The 16,187-nt window shown below is 72.9% G+C and carries 15 protein-coding genes; 2 read left to right on the plus strand and 13 right to left on the minus strand.

The window, feature by feature from the left end:
- Positions 1-78 precede the first annotated feature (78 nt).
- Complete coding sequence (locus AB0K82_RS36900) at positions 79-1,080, minus strand: NADP-dependent oxidoreductase (protein ID WP_364406000.1); 1,002 nt, start codon at positions 1,078-1,080, stop codon at positions 79-81.
- Positions 1,081-1,355: 275 nt separating this feature from the next.
- On the opposite strand from AB0K82_RS36900, the gene AB0K82_RS36905 reads away from it, so the two are divergent.
- Complete coding sequence (locus tag AB0K82_RS36905) at positions 1,356-1,811, plus strand: hypothetical protein (protein ID WP_364406002.1); 456 nt, start codon at positions 1,356-1,358, stop codon at positions 1,809-1,811.
- 129 nt (positions 1,812-1,940) lie between these two features.
- On the opposite strand, the gene AB0K82_RS36910 is transcribed toward AB0K82_RS36905, so the two are convergent.
- The 7 genes from AB0K82_RS36910 to AB0K82_RS36940 are packed head-to-tail and all read right to left on the minus strand — an operon-like array spanning position 1,941 to position 10,811.
- Positions 1,941-2,756 (minus strand): glutamate ABC transporter substrate-binding protein, encoded by an 816-nt coding sequence (locus AB0K82_RS36910; protein ID WP_364406005.1) that lies wholly within the window; start codon positions 2,754-2,756, stop codon positions 1,941-1,943.
- Positions 2,757-2,768: 12 nt separating this feature from the next.
- Positions 2,769-4,187, minus strand: coding sequence for a hypothetical protein (locus AB0K82_RS36915; RefSeq protein ID WP_364406008.1), 1,419 nt, complete (start codon positions 4,185-4,187; stop codon positions 2,769-2,771).
- Entirely contained in the window at positions 4,184-4,945 is a 762-nt protein-coding gene (locus tag AB0K82_RS36920) for an FHA domain-containing protein (protein WP_364406011.1), read from the minus strand. Before AB0K82_RS36920 ends, AB0K82_RS36915 begins: the two co-directional genes overlap by 4 nt.
- A gap of 2 nt (positions 4,946-4,947) precedes the next feature.
- Positions 4,948-6,243, minus strand: coding sequence for a VWA domain-containing protein (locus AB0K82_RS36925; RefSeq protein ID WP_364406014.1), 1,296 nt, complete (start codon positions 6,241-6,243; stop codon positions 4,948-4,950).
- Positions 6,236-7,222 carry a protein phosphatase 2C domain-containing protein gene (locus tag AB0K82_RS36930; RefSeq protein ID WP_364406017.1) on the minus strand — a complete coding sequence of 329 codons (987 nt, stop codon included), beginning with the start codon at positions 7,220-7,222 and terminating at the stop codon, positions 6,236-6,238. Before AB0K82_RS36930 ends, AB0K82_RS36925 begins: the two co-directional genes overlap by 8 nt.
- A 2-nt stretch (positions 7,223-7,224) precedes the next feature.
- Entirely contained in the window at positions 7,225-9,609 is a 2,385-nt protein-coding gene (locus AB0K82_RS36935; RefSeq protein WP_364406020.1) for a tetratricopeptide repeat protein, read from the minus strand.
- Positions 9,610-9,668: 59 nt separating this feature from the next.
- Positions 9,669-10,811: a hypothetical protein gene (locus tag AB0K82_RS36940; RefSeq protein ID WP_364406022.1), complete on the minus strand. Its 1,143-nt coding sequence runs from the start codon at positions 10,809-10,811 to the stop codon at positions 9,669-9,671.
- 593 nt (positions 10,812-11,404) lie between these two features.
- Between AB0K82_RS36940 and AB0K82_RS36945 the strand changes: the two genes are divergently transcribed.
- Entirely contained in the window at positions 11,405-12,916 is a 1,512-nt protein-coding gene (locus tag AB0K82_RS36945; protein WP_364406024.1) for a UDP-N-acetylmuramoyl-L-alanyl-D-glutamate--2,6-diaminopimelate ligase, read from the plus strand.
- Between the two features lie 107 nt (positions 12,917-13,023).
- On the opposite strand, the gene pqqE is transcribed toward AB0K82_RS36945, so the two are convergent.
- Genes pqqE through AB0K82_RS36970 form a run of 5 tightly spaced genes read right to left on the minus strand, consistent with a single transcriptional unit; the run spans position 13,024 to position 16,136 of the window.
- On the minus strand, positions 13,024-14,100 hold the full coding sequence (gene pqqE / locus AB0K82_RS36950) for a pyrroloquinoline quinone biosynthesis protein PqqE (RefSeq protein ID WP_364406027.1): 1,077 nt from the start codon (positions 14,098-14,100) through the stop codon (positions 13,024-13,026).
- The gene (pqqD, locus tag AB0K82_RS36955) at positions 14,097-14,357 is read right to left on the minus strand and encodes a pyrroloquinoline quinone biosynthesis peptide chaperone PqqD (RefSeq protein ID WP_345357647.1); all 261 of its coding nucleotides are present in this window, start codon (positions 14,355-14,357) and stop codon (positions 14,097-14,099) included. The genes pqqE and pqqD overlap by 4 nt, the downstream gene beginning before the upstream one ends.
- On the minus strand, positions 14,354-15,142 hold the full coding sequence (gene pqqC, locus AB0K82_RS36960) for a pyrroloquinoline-quinone synthase PqqC (RefSeq protein WP_364406030.1): 789 nt from the start codon (positions 15,140-15,142) through the stop codon (positions 14,354-14,356). Before pqqC ends, pqqD begins: the two co-directional genes overlap by 4 nt.
- Positions 15,139-16,008, minus strand: coding sequence for an MBL fold metallo-hydrolase (locus tag AB0K82_RS36965; RefSeq protein ID WP_364406033.1), 870 nt, complete (start codon positions 16,006-16,008; stop codon positions 15,139-15,141). Before AB0K82_RS36965 ends, pqqC begins: the two co-directional genes overlap by 4 nt.
- Before the next feature lie 5 nt (positions 16,009-16,013).
- Entirely contained in the window at positions 16,014-16,136 is a 123-nt protein-coding gene (locus tag AB0K82_RS36970) for a hypothetical protein (RefSeq protein WP_345357656.1), read from the minus strand.
- Positions 16,137-16,187: the final 51 nt, after the last annotated feature.

The following is a 16,187-nucleotide window of genomic DNA, read 5'->3' on the forward strand; positions in this document are numbered from 1 at the left end:
CCTGAACGGGCCGCCGTGACGTCCGACTGAACGACACCCGCCGGGTCCCGGGCGACCGCGGCCCGGCGGGTCGGCCGGCTACAGCCGGACGATCATCTTGCCGGTGTTCCGGCCGCGCAGCATGGCCAGGAACGCCTCGACGGCATGGTCGACGCCCTCGAACACCGTCTCGTCGAACTCGATCCTCCCCTCCGCGAGCCAGCCGCCGACCTCGCGGACGAAATCCCCGAACCGGGCGGAGTGGTCGCTGACGATGAAGCCCTGGAGGGTGACGCGCTTGCCGATGATGAGCGGCAGGTTACGTGGTGCGGGCTGCGGGGCGGTGGCGTTGTACATCGAGATCGCGCCGCAGATGGCGGCCCGCCCGTAATCGTTGAACGCCTCGATCGCCGCTTCGAGGTGGTCGCCTCCGACGTTGTCGAAGTAGACGTCGATGCCGTCGGGGGCGGCCTCGGCCAGCAGCTCGCGCACCGGACCGGACTTGTAGTCGAAGGCCGCGTCGAAACCGAGCCGGTCGGTCAGGTACGCGACCTTCTCCTCCGACCCGGCGCTGCCGATGACGCGGGCGGCGCCGCGCAACCGGGCGATCTGGCCGACGAGCGAGCCGACGGCCCCGGCCGCGCCCGACACGAAGACGGTGTCGCCCTCCTTGAGGCCGGCGATGTCGAGCAGTCCCACGTACGCCGTCAGCCCCGGCATGCCGAGGACGCCGAGGTAGGCCGACGGAGACACGCCCTCGACCGGCCGCACCGCGCGGAACCGCTTGGCGGGCGCCACCGCGTGCTCCCGCCAGCCGAGGTCGTGCAGGACGAGGTCGCCCTGCTTCAGGCCGGGGGAGCGGGACTCGACGACCTCACCGATCGCGCCGCCGGTCATGGCCTCGTTCAGGCCGAACGGGGGGACGTAGGACTTCACGTCGTTCATCCGTCCGCGCATGTACGGGTCGACGGACATGAACGCGTTGCGGACGAGGACCTCCCCTTCGCCGGGAGCCGGCAGTTCCCGTTCCACCAGCGCGAAGTCCGTCGGCTCCGGCCAGCCGCTGGGTCGGGATACGAGGTGCACCTCGCGCGTCTTCATGGCGTTCGTCTCCTCTGTGGGTGAAGGAAGGGCTCCCTGCACTTACGTTACTCACGGGTAAGCGGTGGCCGCCGGAGTGGGGCGGCCGCAACGAGACGATGCCGATTTCGGATCGGCTAAAAACGGGCGTTAGGTGGACATTTTCGCGGGTAGGCAGGGCGCACCGAGGCACTGACCGGTCGTCGAGACAGGAGGCTCGAACCATGAGCGACACCCGATGGGCGGGCGGACGAACGCCGCACCGACGCGTCCCGGCGCGGGAAGGGTGAGGATCGATGGCTGCGTTGCTCGCCCTGCCCGCGGTGGCCCTCGCCGTACTGGTGACCATCATGTACGAGGACCGTCTGCTGCCGCAGTCCGAGTCCGCCCAGGAGCCGTCCGCCGCCGCTGAGCCGGTGGCGGCCCTCGCGTCCCCGCCCGTCGCCGACGCCGCCTCGGCGCAGGAGACGGCCCCCATCTCTTCGCCCGTCGCGGACGCCGGACCGGGACCGGAGACGACCGCGGTCTCCTCGCCCGCCGCCGTCCTCGAACCGGCGGACGTCACGGCCCCGACCCGCACCGCCCGGAGGCCCGGCCGGCAGTGCCAGGTCGGCCGGGACTCCGTGCTCCAGGGCCGCCCGCGGACCCATCGGCCCGCCGTCGGCTCCGTCGCGACCCGCCGGGCCGCCGTACCGTCGCGTTCCGCCCGTGAACTCCACCTCGAGGGCGCCGTCTCGGTGCCGCGGTCCTGATCCGCGCCGACCCGCGACCCGCTGCCACGGTCCTCGAACCGGGCACCCGGCCCGCCACGGCGCGACCCTTCAGGACGAGTCCTCGGCCCGCGCCGACAGGGGCGCGGGCCGAGCGCGTGGCCGACCGGCTCAGCCGCAGCCCTCGAACTGCGGGACCGTCGTCGTGACGTTCAGTCCCGTCGATCCGAACCACCGCTTGAGCAGGGTCGCGGCCGTGCCGTCCTGGTACATCTCGGTGATCGACTTGTTGATGTCCTCGCAGCCCCGGATGTCGCCGGGGCGCAGCCCGACGCCGTACCGCTCGTCCGAGAACGGGGCGTTGACGAACCGGACCTGGTTCCCGCGCTGCGCGGCGAAGCCCGCGAGGATCAGGTCGTCGGTGGAGATGGCGTCGACCGTCCCGGAGACGAGGTCGTCCAGGCACTGACCGTACGAGGAGGCCGGCACGAGCCGGGCGGCGATCTTGCGCTCCTCGGTGACACGCCGCCAGGAGACCGATCCGGTGACCTGACACAGCCGCTTCCCGCGCAGGTCGCGCACGTTCCGTACGGTCGTCTCGCCGGAGCGCACCAGGGTGTCCTGGTGGGCGACGTAGTACGGACCGGCGAAGACGACCTGGGTCTTGCGCTCCTGCGTGATGGAGTAGCTCGACACGACCATGTCGACGTCGCCGCTCCGCAGCGCCGCCTCCCGCTGGCCGCTGGTCAGCGGCTTGAACGTCAGGTGCTTGGCGCCGAGCCGCCGCGCGAGGTCGCGCGCGACGTCGACGTCGAAGCCCTTGTAGGTGCCGCTCGAGTCGCGAAAGCCCAGACCGGGCTGGTCCTTGGCGACGCCGACGACCAGGTGGTCCTTGCCGCTGACCGACGCGGTCTCCCCGCCGGCCACCCCGCACCCGGCCGACGCCAGCAACAGCGCCACCGCGAGGCCGATTCGACGTAGTCGCATCTGCGTGCTCCCTTACCGGTACTCGGACAGCCGCGGCCGGACCCCGGCGAGGATGAGGATGATGAGGACGACGGCCGCGCCGGGCAGGATGACGTTCCACCCGCGCAGCCCATGGTCACCGGAGGCGATCGCCTGGTCGAACGCGCGACCGTGCAGGTCCTTGAGGGCGACCAGCGCCTTGTCGTAGGCCTCGAAGTCGTCGGTCCCGCCGCCGAGCTTGACGGTGAGCGCCCTGCGGCGGTCACCGGAGGTCGCGACCAGCCGGATCGTCCGGTCGTCGTTCTGGACCTTCTGGTATCCGGACAGCACCTTCCGCAGCGCCGCCTGCTGCCCGGACAGCGTGATGTGGTGCGCCTCGGTGCCGTAGAACCCCAGGAAGTCACTGCCGCCGATCTTCTCGTCGAGCAGGGAGTAGTAGGTGTCGAGGTTGCCCGCGGGGACGTAGAGGATCGCCTCGGACTTGTCCAGGTAGACCTGCTCGTACGTGTCGGCGCGTCCCGGGTCGAGCAGGTAGCGGCTCTCGTCCGCGTGGGCGCTGTTGCTGATCGCCCGGGCCCGCGACAGCGCCAGCACCGAGTCGAAGCCGTCCTCCTTGGCGGTCCGCAGGCGTCCGGCCTCGCTGGACAGCAGCGCCACGCTCACCACGACGAGCACGAGGGTGCCCACCGTCGCCAGGGCGAGGAACGGGTTGACCAGGCGGCGGAAGCGCGCGGCGAAGTAGACCTGCACGCCGGCGAGGACGACGATGAGGAGGAGGCCGGTGAGCACGACCCAGATCCGGCCCCGCAGCACCGCCGACCGTTTCGCCTCGTACGTGCGGCGCACCTTCGTGCCGTTGTCGAGCGTCAGGTTGTACGCCTTCGGCAGCACGTCCAGCTTCATCAGGTCGGTCGCCTGCCGGTACAGCGCGGTGACGGCGGACGGCGGCGGCCCGGCGGCGTGCCTCGAGTTCTCGTCGGTGAGCAGCGCCTGGCCCGCCAGGCGCTCGTACCGGCCCAGCGCGTCCAGCATCGCCTGCGCGTCGCGCTGCTCGGTCGGGTCGCTGCCCGCCAGCCGCGAGCCCTGCAGCAGCGCGCCGTTCGCCTCGGACCGGCGCTGCTCGTACAACCGCAGCGCCGCGCCGCGCCGGCCGGCCAGCCCCGGGTCGCCGCCGATCAGCAGCGCGTCGGCGAGCTGGGCGTCCATGTCGCTGAGCGCGAAGTACAGGTCGCCGGTGGCGACCACCTGCGGGCCGGCGTCGTGGCCGATCACCCGCAGCCCGTCCCGGGCGTCCCGTACCGTCAGCGTGGTGACGAGGAGCACGACGAGCACCGCAAGGGCCGCGAGGGCGGCCAGCGCGCGGATGCGGCCCGGCATCGTCCGGATCCGCAGGCGCCCGGTCACCCGTCCCCGCCGGGCAGGGGAGGACGGAGGGGTCGTCGTGATCGTCACCGCAGCCTCCGCAGCGTGATGGTGGTCCAGACGCCCACGTGCACGCGGTCGCCGTCGCGCAGCGGAACCTCCACGTTGACGGGGATGGGCGTGTCGCTCTCGTTGATGGTCGTGCCGTTCGTGGAGCCCGGGTCGACCAGCGTCCAGGTGCCGTCGGGCTTGGCGAGCAGGACCGCGTGGGTGTGCGAGACGCCCGGGTCGGCGGGGGGCTCGCTGAGGTCGATCTCCGGCGTGACCCCCCGCGACGCGCTCCGCCGCCCGATCAGCACCTGCTCGCCGGAGAGGGGGATGCGCCGGGACGGGCAGTACGGCGGGAACGTGAAGTCCTCGTCCTCGGTCACCACGCGGTCGTAGTACTCCCGGTCCGCGATGACGACGGCCGCCCAGTCGGTGGCCGGCGGCTCGGGCTGGGGCGCCTTCGGGGGCGCCCAGTCACGTGTGACGGGGTCCTCCTCGTCCGGGTCCCCGCCCGCCGGGGGCGGCACGGGCGGCGCCGGCGGGGGAGGCGGGGTGGGCCGGCCGCCGCCGACCGCGTAGTCGTACCCGCAGGCCTCGCAGAAGCGCCCGGTACGCGGCGCGCCGCAGTCGGGGCAGGGGTCACCGGCCGCCGGGGCCCCCGGGGCCGGTGTCCCGAAGGTAGAGGTCACCGCGGCGGCGGGCGCGGGAGCCGGGACCGCCGCCGCGTCGCCGATGCGGGCGCCGCACACGTCGCAGTAGTCGGTGGCCGTCGAGGTGTGCCCGGCCGGACAGGTCGCCATGCTCAGCCCTCGCTCCGGCGCGTGCGCACGGTCTTGGTGGAGCGGGTGTCGAGGGACATCTCGTCGGCCTTGTCGACGTCCTTCCTGATCCGTACGCGGCCGGTCGCCGGGTCGTCGACGTCCACGACCTTGCCCAGGAGCGAGGCGATCGCCTCGTTGCCCGACTGGTGGGCCAGCGCGACGGCCCGGCCCAGCCGCGCCGTCGCGGTGTCGAGGTCGCCGTCCTTGCGGGCCTGCAGGCCGGCCTGGATGTTCTCGGCGAGCTCGGCCTGGCCGGTGTAGTGCGCGACCTTCGGGTTGATCCGGGTGGACTGGGCCTCGTCGTCGGTCCACTCGGCCAGCACGTTGCCGCTGGCCACCACCTGGTCGCCGAGCATCAGCTTGACCCACGCCGCCCGCATCTCCCGGCCGACCTCGCCGGCCGGGACCTCGACGCAGATGTGGTAGTCGCGGCTCTCACTGCCCCACGCGCCGAGCGGGTAGTCCCCGGACCGCTCGTCGACGTCGGCCCGCCGTCCGGTGAGGTCCTCCACGCTCGGCAGGACCTGCTTGACGAATCGCAGCTTGGCGTACTGCGGCGTCCACACCCGCAGCGCGACGTCCGCGACGGCCTTGCCCATCGCGGCCTCGGTCATCGCCCGGAAGTCGGCTTCCAGGGCCTCCGGGCTCGCCACCATGTCCAGGCTGCCGAGCAGCGCGGACGCGACCTTCCGCAGCTCGGCGACCTCCCAGTCGGTGCCCACGCCGCGGCAGTCGCAGACGAACCGGCCGACGGCCTGCGCCACCGCCGCGTCGAGCTGCTCCGGTGACTCGTGCTGGTTCTTGCCGTCCGTGAGCAGGATCGCGTGCCGGATACCGTCCGGGTGCCCGGCGAACAGCCGCCCGGCGAGGGTCAGCCAGGCGCCCATCGCGGTCCCGCCCGTCGCCTTGAGCCGGCTCAGCGCGGCCTTGGCCTCCGCGCGGGTCTGCGCGTTCGCCGGGATCAGCTCCTCGGCCCGCGGGTAGACCATCGTGGCGCGGCTCGACCCGGAGACGATGGCGAAGTTCACTCCGTCGCGCAGGGTGTCCACCGCGGCCTGCGCCGCCTTGATCGCCGAGATCATCTTGTTCCGCGGATAGTCCATCGACCCGGAGGTGTCAATGATGATGACCTCGGCGGCGGACGTCCCGGTGCCCACGCCGGCGGCGACCGGCGCCCCGGTCGACTCGACCGTGACGACCGCGTGGACCTCCTGTCCGCCCTGCGGCAGGTACTTGTTCTGGTCGATCCGGATGCTGAAGTCCGGCTGTTCACTCATTGCGCGTGCTCTCCTGTGTCAAAGGGATCACCACGACGGTGATGTTGTCGCGCCCTCCGGCGTCCAGCGCGAGGCGTACGAGATGCCGCGCCGCGGTCAGCGGGTCGGCGTCCGGCAGGACGGCGGCCAGGCCCGCCGCCTCCGGGTAGTAGTTCCACAGCCCGTCGCTGCACAGCAGCAGCGTGCCGGGCCCCTCCGGGACGAAGGACGTCACGTGCTGCTCGACCTCGCCCGCGTCGGCGCCGAGCCAGGCGACGATGGCGTGGGCGTTCGGGTGGGCCTGCGCCTCGGCCTCGGTCAGCGCGCCGTGCGCGACCATCTCGGCGGCCCAGGAGTCGTCGGCGGTGAGCTGCCGTGACGCCTCCCCACCGAGCCAGTACGCGCGGCTGTCCCCGACCCAGCCGACGGTGACCCCGGCCGGTCCGGCGTACGCCGAGACGTACGTGCAGGCCGGCGCGTCGTTCGGCGACTCGGCGAGCGCCGTGACCGCCTCCACCGCCCGCGTCAGCGCCGCCCGGGTGGCCTTCTCGGGGTCGTCGCCCGCCGTGAGGCGCTCGGTGAGGACCGCCAGGCCCGCGTCGGCGCCGGTCTGGGAGGCCACCTGAGGCAGGGGAGAACTCGACACGCCGTCGCAGACGACCGCCGCGACGCCCGCGCCGACCACGGCCAGGCCCATCGCGTCCTCGTTGCGGCTGTGCCGCAGGCCCCGGTCCGTCACCCCGGCGGCGCCGCCCGCCTCCGCCTCGACGTGGTCCCGGTCGCCGGGCCGCAGCAGGCCGCACCGTTCGCAGTACCCGTCCTCGCTGAACGCCGTCGAACCGCACTCCGCGCAGGCTCCGGCCGGCGCAGGTCCGCCCGCCGGGGACCCGTCGTCCCCGGCGGCGGGGGCGGCGGTCAGGGACCGGCCGCACGCCTCGCAGAACGCCTCACCGGCGAAGACCTCGCTGCCGCACCACGGGCAGCTCTCCTTGGCGCCCACGGTCAGATCACCGTCATCGGGCGTACGGCGTTGGCCTGGTCGACCAGCCGGTGCCGCTCGGCGCGGGTCGTGGCCAGCCGGGCGAGCGACCGGTAGGTCTCCTCCAGCTTGCGGCGCAGCCCGGACTCGGTCAGCGGCGTGCCGAGCACCGAGCCGGTGCCGTCGCCGGCGAGGCGGACCCGTTCGAGCGCGGCCTCCAGCACGCCGAGGGCGAGCAGCCCGTGGCGGCCGGGGTCGAGGCCGAGGGCGGCCAGCCGGGCGCCGGCGCCGACCAGGTCCGGCTCGGTGATCTCGGCCGGGTTCCGGTCGCGCACGGCCGTGTGCACCGCGGAGATCTGCGCCGCGATGCGGTGACTGGAGATCTTGGGCACCGAGTCCAGCGCCTGCGACGCCCCGACGCGGTTCCCCAGGGCGAGCCGCGCCCGGGCCAGCCCGTAGCACGCCGTGACGAACGCCCGGTCGGTGCGCCACACGGCCTCGTGCAGGTCCGCCGCGCCGGCGTGATCGCCGAGCAGCTCGCGGCAGTACGCCAGGCCCAGCTTGGGCGCCGCCTCACCCGGCATCAGCGTGTACAGCTCGTCGAACAGGCCGGCCGCCTCCGGGACCCGACCGGCCGCCAGCACCGCGACCGCGCGATACCAGCCGACGCGCCAGTCCTCCTGCGGCAGGGCGTCCAGCACCGCGTGCGCCCCCGCCGTGTCACCCAGCTCGATCCGCACCCGGGCCAGCGTCAGGTCGACCTCGGGCGTACGGGTGGGCGCGTTCGTCAGGGCGTCGGCGAGCCGCTCCGGCTCCAGCGCGGTGAGACCGGCGAGGAAACCGGCGGCCGGGTCGGCGGAGTCCACCAGCGGCGCCGGCAACGTCGCGGCGGCGTCCGCCGGCACGAGCGGGTCGAACACGTCCCCCGCCGTGAACCGCTCCGGCCCGAACAGCGTCGAGGCCGCCGGGCGCGGCGTGCCGTCCTCGGCGGACAGCACCTCGCGCAGCACGCCCGTGAGCTGGTCGGCCATGTCGGAGGCGTCCTGGAACCGGAAGTCCGGGTCGGCGTGGGTGGCGCGGCGCAGCAGCCGGTCGTAGGACTCGTGGCGCGCGAGGACGGGCACCTCCTCGCGCGGCGGCAGGTTCGTCTCCCACTTGGTGGTGTAACCCTTGAACGGGAAGCTCAGCACGGCCAGCGTCCGGCCCACCGTGTACAGGTCGGAGCTCACCGACGGGCCGAGGTCGGCGATCTCGGGCGCCTGGTAGCCGACCGTTCCGTAGATCGCGCCGTCCACGTCGTCCACGCGCCGGACCCCGCCGAGGTCGATCAGCTTGAGCTGCTCCTCGGACTGGATGGCGTTGTCCGGCTTGAAATCGCAGTAGAGGACGCCGAGGCCGTGCAGGTAGTCGAAGGCGCGCAGCACCTCGATGCCGTACGCGATGACCTGGGGGAGCGGCAGCGCGGCGTCCGGGCCCTCCTGCTCGCGCCGGTCCTTCAGGATGTCCTTGAGCGGCCGGCCGCCGACGTACTCCATGACGATGTACCCGGAGCCGTCGTGCTGCACGAAGTTGTAGATCTTGACGATGTTGGGATGCTCGACCTCCGCGAGGAACGCCCGCTCGGCCGCCGCCGCGGCCAGCGCGTCGGCGTCCCCGGTGTCGAGCAGGCCCTTGAGCACGACCCACCGGTCGCTGACGTTCCGGTCGCGGGCCAGGTAGATCCAGCCCAGACCGCCGTGCGCGAGACAGCCCAGCACCTCGTACTGCCCGCCGACCAGGTCGCCCGCCTTGAGCTTCGGCGAGAACGAGAAGGGGGTGCCGTCCTTCGGGCAGAACCCCTCCGCGCGGCCGGGCCGGTCGCCGCGCGAACGCCCGACCGGCTCACCGCAGACGCTGCAGAAGCGCTTGTTCTCCGCGACGACGGGGTTGGCCAGCACGGCCGAGGCGGGGTCGCGGTACGGCACGCGCGGCACCTCGACCAGGCCCGCGCCGAGCATCCCGCGCCGGCGCGACGAGGACCGCGACGAGCCGGTGCGGACGCTGCGGCTCGACGTGCTCCCCGTGATTCCGGTGACGCCCGTCCCGCGGCTGACCGGCGCCGACCGCGCGGACGCGGACGTCCGGGCCGAGCCCGCGGCCGCCGCGGACCCGCCCGCCGGAGCCTGGGCCGCCCCGGATCCGGCGGCCGGCGCCAGCCCGCAGAGGTCGCAGTACCCGTCCACGATCGTGCCGCCGCAGCCCGGCCGCGCGCAGCGGTCGTCGGGCGCGGCCGCGGGCGGTGGAACGGCGGCGGCCGGGGGCGGGGTGGCGGCCATGCCGCAGACGTCGCAGTAGCCGTCCTGGACGGTCCCGGTGCAACCGGGCTGGGTACACCGGTCGTTCACCGGCGCCGCGGCGGTGGGTGCCATACCGCATACGACGCAGTACCCGTCCTCCACGGTTCCGGCGCAGCCGGGCTGAGTGCAGTTCACTTTCTGTCTCCGATCGCACGCTGGTACTCCGCCAGCGCCGCGGTGGATCGCCGCAGGTCGCAGGGGGAGGTCCACAGCAGGTCGTAGGCACGCTGATAGAGCTCTGTCAGCTCGGGGTCCTCCGCTCCGCCGAGCCGCCCGGCCTTGGCGCGGTACGCGTCGAGCCGGCCCCGGAGCTCGTCCCGCCGCTCCAGGATCCCGGCGATCGTCGCCACGGTCGTCCGCGCCTGTTCGAGAGCCGCCGCGGCGGCCTCCTCCAGCTGCGCGACCCGAGCGGCCAGTTCGGTCCACCGGCCGGGTACGGCGCCCATCGCGGCCAGCCGGTCGGCCAGCGCCGCCGACGAGTCCGGCAGGTCCGGCAGCACCGGCGAGGCGATCTTCGCGAGGATCCGGTCGCGTACGAGCACGGCCTCGTCCTCGGCGGCGCGGACCAGGCCGATCGTCTCCTCGATGCGCCGCAGCCGCTGGTCGTACTCGGCCCGGACGCGGACCGCCTCCTCCAGCCGGGAGCGCAGCGAAGCGAGGGCCGCGTCGACGCCGTCGAAGGCGGCCGGGCGGATCGACAGCGGGTCCGTCCGCACCGTCTCGCGGAGTCCGTCCAGCTCGCCCTTCAGCCGGTCGTACTCCGGGTCGGGGCCGAGGGACTCCAGCATCCGCTCGACGGCGCGCGCCGCCTCGGCCGCCCGGTCGAGCCGGGTGAGCAGCGCCGACCAGGCGGTGTCCACCTCGGCGATGTCGCGCGCCGCCTTCTCGTACAGCGCGGTCATCCTGGTCACGACGTCGTCGAGGGACAGGCGCTCGGTGGAGGGGCCGAGCAGCGTCCGCTTCTCGAGCGGGATCGAGGTGGCCAGCTCGATCGACGGGCCGCGCAGCAGGTGTTCCAGCTCGGCCAGCTCGGCGTCATCGGGCCGCTTCCGCCGGGCCCGGATCTCCTCGGCCCGGCCCAGCACGCCGCCGTACGCCTCGAACAGCCGCCACATCGACGCCATCCGGTCGCCGATCCCGGCCCAGCGGTCGGCGGTGCGTCCGGTCAGCGGCGCCCCTTTGAGGAGCTTGTACCCCTGTTGTGCCTCGAGCTCGAGCAGTCCGGAGGTGATGCGGTCCCGTTCGTCGCGCAGACGGCCGAGGACACGATCCACCTCGTCCCGGTTCACCGGCCCCCGCCCCACTTCTCACCGCATCCGCTCATCCCCAGAAAGAGCGGCGTGCGGGCAAGTTTGTCCTGTAATCACCCTTTGTCGGCTGCCTAGTTTTCACCAAACCCAGGGGCCGTCACAAGCGCTGTCAGGCAGGCGCGTGTCGGTGATGGTCGCGGGCGACCTGGGCGCGGTCGTCGCAGCGGCTCGCTGAGCGCCGTGTGCCCGGGCTTCAGCCCCGCGGCCTCGTGCGCGCCTGCGCCGGGAAGGCGGTCGGCCGGTAATCGACGGGCGGTACCGACTTCCCGCTACATCGAAGCATGTGATCCGGCCGGGGTCCGTGCGGTACTCCGTCACGGTGAATGAGGGCGCGATTCGTTGAAGATGACGATCTGTGACCGTGCGGCAGCGAAGTGATCATGTGCTTGGCCTGCATAAATACGAGGTTATTGTCAGCTAACTGGATATTTCCTGAGTATTAGCCTCAAGGGGGCTATGTTCGGCGCGCCATTGTGAATCGCAGTGAAAAGCAATCGCTTAGCGGATAGGTCGGATGAACGTGGTCAAGAGCGCCCCTGACACAGAGATGGACTCCCATGCGCCTACGTGACCTCGCGGCCGATGTCCTCGCCGCCGAGTTGCGACCCTCGAGCGGTGACTACGATGTGCTCCGTGTCGTCCACGACTCCCGGCAGGTGCGGGCGGGGGACCTGTTCGTCGCGGTCCGCGGCCTGCGGTCGGACGGTCACGACCACGTGCCCCGCCTCGCCGCGGAGGGCATCGCGGTCGCCATGGAGCGGCCCGTACCGATTCCCGCGGGGGCGCCCGCCCTGATCCTCCCGGACACGCGCACCGGCCTGGCCGAGCTGTCCGCCGCCCTGCACGCAAGACCCGCCCGTCATCTGCTGATGGTCGGCATCACCGGTACCGCCGGCAAGACGACGACCACGCATATGACCGCCCACGTCCTCACCGCCGCCGGAATCCCTGCCGGATACCTCAGTACGGTCGCTCACGGAGCCGGATCTCACGCCGACGAGAACAGGTCCGGCCAGACCACCATGGCCGCCCCCGACAACCAGGAGTGGCTGGCACGGATGGTCGAGCGTCGCATGCGCGCCGCGGTCCTCGAGACCAGTTCGCATGCCCTGGAACAAGGCAGGGTCGCCTCCTGCGAGTTCGACGTCGCCGCGTACACCAATATCGACCGGGACCACCTGGACTACCACCGGACCGCACAGGACTACTTCAACGCCAAGGCACGGCTCATGGATCTGACCGCGGGGTCGGCTGACAAAGGCGTCCCGAAGACCACCATCCTCAACCGCGACGATTCCTCGTTCGAACTCCTCAGCGCGCGCTGCACGACCGAAGGGCGCCTTACGTACGCGATCGACCATCCCGCCGACGTACGGGCCACCGATGTGTCCGTGGGCCGGAACCACACCCGCTTCGTCCTGCGCAGCGTCAACGGATCAGCCCCGGTCCACCTGCGCCTACCGGCCCTTTTCAACGTCCGCAACGCGCTGTGCGCGGCCGCGTCCGGCCTGGCCCTCGGGGCGCCGATCGACGTCGTGGCCGATGCCCTGTCCGCTTTCGGCGGCGTGCGCGGGCGTCTCCAGCCCATCGACCGCGGACAGCCGTTCACCGTCTATCTCGACTTCGCGCACTCATCGCTGCGCCTGCGCAGCGTGCTGAGGGAGCTCCGCACCACGACCTCCGGCCGGCTGATCGCCGTCTTCGGCACGACCGGCCACGCCGACCATGACCCGGTGGGGATGGGACGTGCGGCGGCGAAGTACGCGGACTTCTTCATCCTCACGACCGACGATCCCGTCGACAAAGACCCGGCGAACCTTACCCGGCAGATCGAATCGGGCGTCGGGCCGCGGCGACGTGGCATCGACTACGAGGTCATCCTGGACCGGCGGGCCGCGATCCGGCGGGCAATGGAAAGGGCCCGGCCTGGTGACGTGGTCGTCCTGGCGGGCAAGGGCCCCGAACGCACCATGCTGCTCGCCGACGGCCCGGCGCCCTGGGACGAACAGGCCGAGGCGGAGGGCGCCCTCGAGGAATTGGGCCGGACCACCGCCCCGGCAATCGGCTGAACGGGCCTCCATTACCTAGGGGAAATGATGTGAATTGCGGCGAATCCTTCCGCGGGGAGGCTGAGGGAGCAGGCGGCTATGCCGGTGGTTCGGTGCGGCGCGTGAGGTCAGGCGCCGGGGCGGCGGTAGACGAAGTCCGCGTCGGCCGGGGTCGCGGTGAGCTCCTGGATCAGGTGATGGTCGGGGGACAGCCGGCAGGCCGGGTCCGTACGGGCCGGGTCGCCGGTCAGCGCGAAGGTCTGGCAGCGGCAGCCGCCGAAGTCGACCTCCCGCTGCGGGCAGGTGCGGCACGGCTCGCGCATCCACCCCGTGCCGCGGTAGGCGTTGAAGGCGGGGGAGTGCGTCCAGATCCAGGCGAGGGAGTGGTCGCGGGCGTTCGGCGGGGACAGGGCGGGCAGGGCGTAGGCGACCGGGCACGGCAGCACGCGCCCGTCCGGGGCGATCGTGATCGAGCGGTTGCCCCAGCCGCCCATGCACGGTTTGGCCACGCCTTCGTAGTAGTCCGGCACCACCCAGATCAGCTCGATCGGGGTGCGTTCCCGCCAGCGGCGTACGGTCTCCTCGGCGGCGGCCAGCGACTCCCGGCCCGGCAGTAGGGCGGCCCGGTTGCGCAGCGCCCAGCCGTAGAACTGGGTGTTGGCCAGCTCGATGCGCTCGGCGCCCCACTCCACGCCCAGCCGGATGATCCCGTCCAGGCCCGCGAGGTTGTGCCGGTGCAGGACGACGTTGAGGCCCAGGGGCAGGCCGGCGGCGCGCACGACCTCGGCCGCGCGCTCCTTGTCCGCGAAGGACCGCCGGCCCGCGATGTGGTCGGAGGCCGCCGCGGTCGCGTCCTGGACCGAGAGCTGGACGCTGCGCAGTCCGGCGTCGACGAGCGCGCCGAGCCGGTCCGCGTCGAGGCCGACGCCGCTGGTGACGAGCTGGGTGTAGATCCCGGCGCGCTCGGCGGCCGCGACGATCTCGGCGAGGTCGGGGCGCAGGAGGGGCTCGCCGCCGGAGATGTGGGCGTGCACGACGCCGAGGTCGCCCGCCTCGCCCATCAGCCGGACCCACTCGGCGGTGTCCAGCTCGGCGGAGCGCCGCACCAGCTCGAGCGGGTTCGAGCAGTACGGGCAGTGCAACGGGCAGGCGTGCGTGACCTCGGCCAGCAGCGCCCACGGCGGCTCGATCCCCTGGGCGCTCAACGCAGCCACCCCTCATCGCGGACCCGGTCGAGGAACGCGCCGACGTCGTCGGCGACGGGGGCGCCGGGGAAGTCCTCCGCCAGCTCGCCGACGATCTGGTCCGCCGTACGGCTTCCGTCGCACAGCCGCAGGATGCGGCCCGCCTCCGCGTTCAGGACGACGACGCGCTCGGGCATCACGAGCAGGTCCCGGTCCCGCACCCGGTCCCGGCGCAGCACGATCGAGGCGGCCAGCGCCGGCCGCCACTCGGCGCTCACCCGTGCTCCACCGCGTCGAGGAGGCTCCACAGGACGTCGCACTTGAACGACAGGGCGGCGAGCGCGCGCTCCTGGTCGGCGCGGCTTCGCGCCCAGTCCCGTACGAGGCCGATCGCCTCCTGACTGTCGTCGCGCCCCTGGCTGATCCGGCCGCGGAAGTACCGCAGCCCGTCCGCGTCGACCCAGGGATAGTGGCGCTCGAACGCCTCGATGCGCACGCGCATGAGGTCCGGCGCGAACAGCTCGGTCAGCGAGGACGCCACGGCCTCCAGCGGGGAGCGCAGACGGCAGAAGTTGACGTAGCCGTCCACGGCGAGGCGTACGCCCGGCAGGACGTCCTCGCCCGACAGCAGCCGGTCCCGGTCGAGGCCGGCCGCCTCGCCGAGCCGCAGCCACCGCTCGATGCCGCCCTCACCGGGGGCGGTGCCGTCGTGGTCGTGGATGCGGTGGATCCACATCCGCCGCAGCTCGGGCGTCTCCAGCTTGGCCAGGATGAGGGCGTCCTTGATCGGGATGTGCCGTTGGTAGTGGAAGCGGTTGAGGATCCAGCGTTGCAGCTCGTCGGGCGTCAGCGCGCCCTCGTGCATCCGCAGGTTGAAGGGATGGCGGTGGTGGTAGCGGCGGAGGACGACGTCCCGCAGCCGCTCCTCGAACCCGGCCGCCGTCCAGGGGGCCGCGTCCATCGCGCGCTCGCCCTCCTCACTCGCTCCGCGGGCGCCTCGTCCTTCGGCGCCCACTCCGCTCGTCGCGCCGAGCCTGCCGTGGTCCGTGTCGGTGACGTTCACAGCTCGATCACCGTCCTGTCGGGCGCGACCTCGATGCCCAGGGCCGCAAGTGACGCGTGGGCCGGGGCGGTCGGGTCGACCAGTGGGTTGGTGTTGTTCAGGTGGGTGTAGAGGCGCCGCCGGGCCCGCAGCCGGGACAGCGGGCCGGCCGTCCACGTGATCGGCAGGTGCCCCATCTGGGTGGCGGTCCGCTCCGAGATCCCCATGCGGCGGGGCTCGTCGTCGTCCCAGAACGTACCGTCGATGATCACGCAGTCCGCGAGCGCGAGGACCTCGTCCAGGGCGGGCGACCAGTCGGCCACGCAGGGCGCGTAGACCGCGGTCCGGTCGCCGTCGGCGAGGAGCAGCGCCACCGACCACGCGCCGTCGGCGTCGGCGTCGGCGGCGTAGCGCGGCCGCTTGCCGGACACGCGTACGGCCTGCACGGTGACGGTGCCACCGAGCCGCAGCGGCCGGTCCTCGGGCAGTTCGTGCCAGGTCAGACGGGTGTACGGGGTCAGGACGTCGTCCAGGCGGACCCGGTCGCACAGCGCGCCGGTGACCGCCGGTGTCGCGATGACGTCGACGGACGCGGCCTCGCGCAGCCGCGCGAGGCCGAGGGTGTGGTCGAGCTCCGCGTCGGTGAGGATCACCCCGGCCAGGGGTGTGTCACGCGAGCCGGGGACCGGCGTGCCGCAGAACTCGACCTGGTCGGCGATGTCCGGCGTGGCGTTGATGACGAACCATCGGTCGCCGGCGCGGACCGCCGCCGAGGCGTGCCGGCGCCGTCGCTCCGGGTGGGAGCGGGCACCGGCACACCCCGGGCATGCGCAGTTCCACTGGGGCACGCCGCCGCCGGCGGCCGTGCCGAGGATCTGCAGCAGCAAGGGTCTTACCGGGTGGAGAGGAAGTACGCGGACGCCTCCATCGACGTCTCGACGATGTCGTAGTCCGGCTTCCTCCAGGTGGTCTGCTCGCCACCCCGCCGCTTCCCCTTGCCGTGGATGTCTGCCATCGTCACCATCCCTTCGATCGATCGGTGCCTCCGGCGGAGGGTGCCCGCCGG

Source organism: Actinoallomurus sp. NPDC052274 (assembly GCF_040679475.1).
In the GTDB taxonomy this organism is placed as follows: domain Bacteria; phylum Actinomycetota; class Actinomycetes; order Streptosporangiales; family Streptosporangiaceae; genus Actinoallomurus; species Actinoallomurus liliacearum.

Coding starts and splice junctions, on each gene's coding strand:
- AB0K82_RS36900 (WP_364406000.1), bottom strand. CDS start 1,080: ATGAAGACGCGCGAGGTGCACCTCGTATCCCGACCCAGCGGCTGGCCG.
- AB0K82_RS36905 (WP_364406002.1), top strand. CDS start 1,356: ATGGCTGCGTTGCTCGCCCTGCCCGCGGTGGCCCTCGCCGTACTGGTG.
- AB0K82_RS36910 (WP_364406005.1), bottom strand. CDS start 2,756: ATGCGACTACGTCGAATCGGCCTCGCGGTGGCGCTGTTGCTGGCGTCG.
- AB0K82_RS36920 (WP_364406011.1), bottom strand. CDS start 4,945: ATGGCGACCTGTCCGGCCGGGCACACCTCGACGGCCACCGACTACTGC.
- AB0K82_RS36925 (WP_364406014.1), bottom strand. CDS start 6,243: ATGAGTGAACAGCCGGACTTCAGCATCCGGATCGACCAGAACAAGTAC.
- AB0K82_RS36935 (WP_364406020.1), bottom strand. CDS start 9,609: ATGGCACCCACCGCCGCGGCGCCGGTGAACGACCGGTGTACCCAGCCC.
- AB0K82_RS36945 (WP_364406024.1), top strand. CDS start 11,405: ATGCGCCTACGTGACCTCGCGGCCGATGTCCTCGCCGCCGAGTTGCGA.
- AB0K82_RS36970 (WP_345357656.1), bottom strand. CDS start 16,136: ATGGCAGACATCCACGGCAAGGGGAAGCGGCGGGGTGGCGAGCAGACC.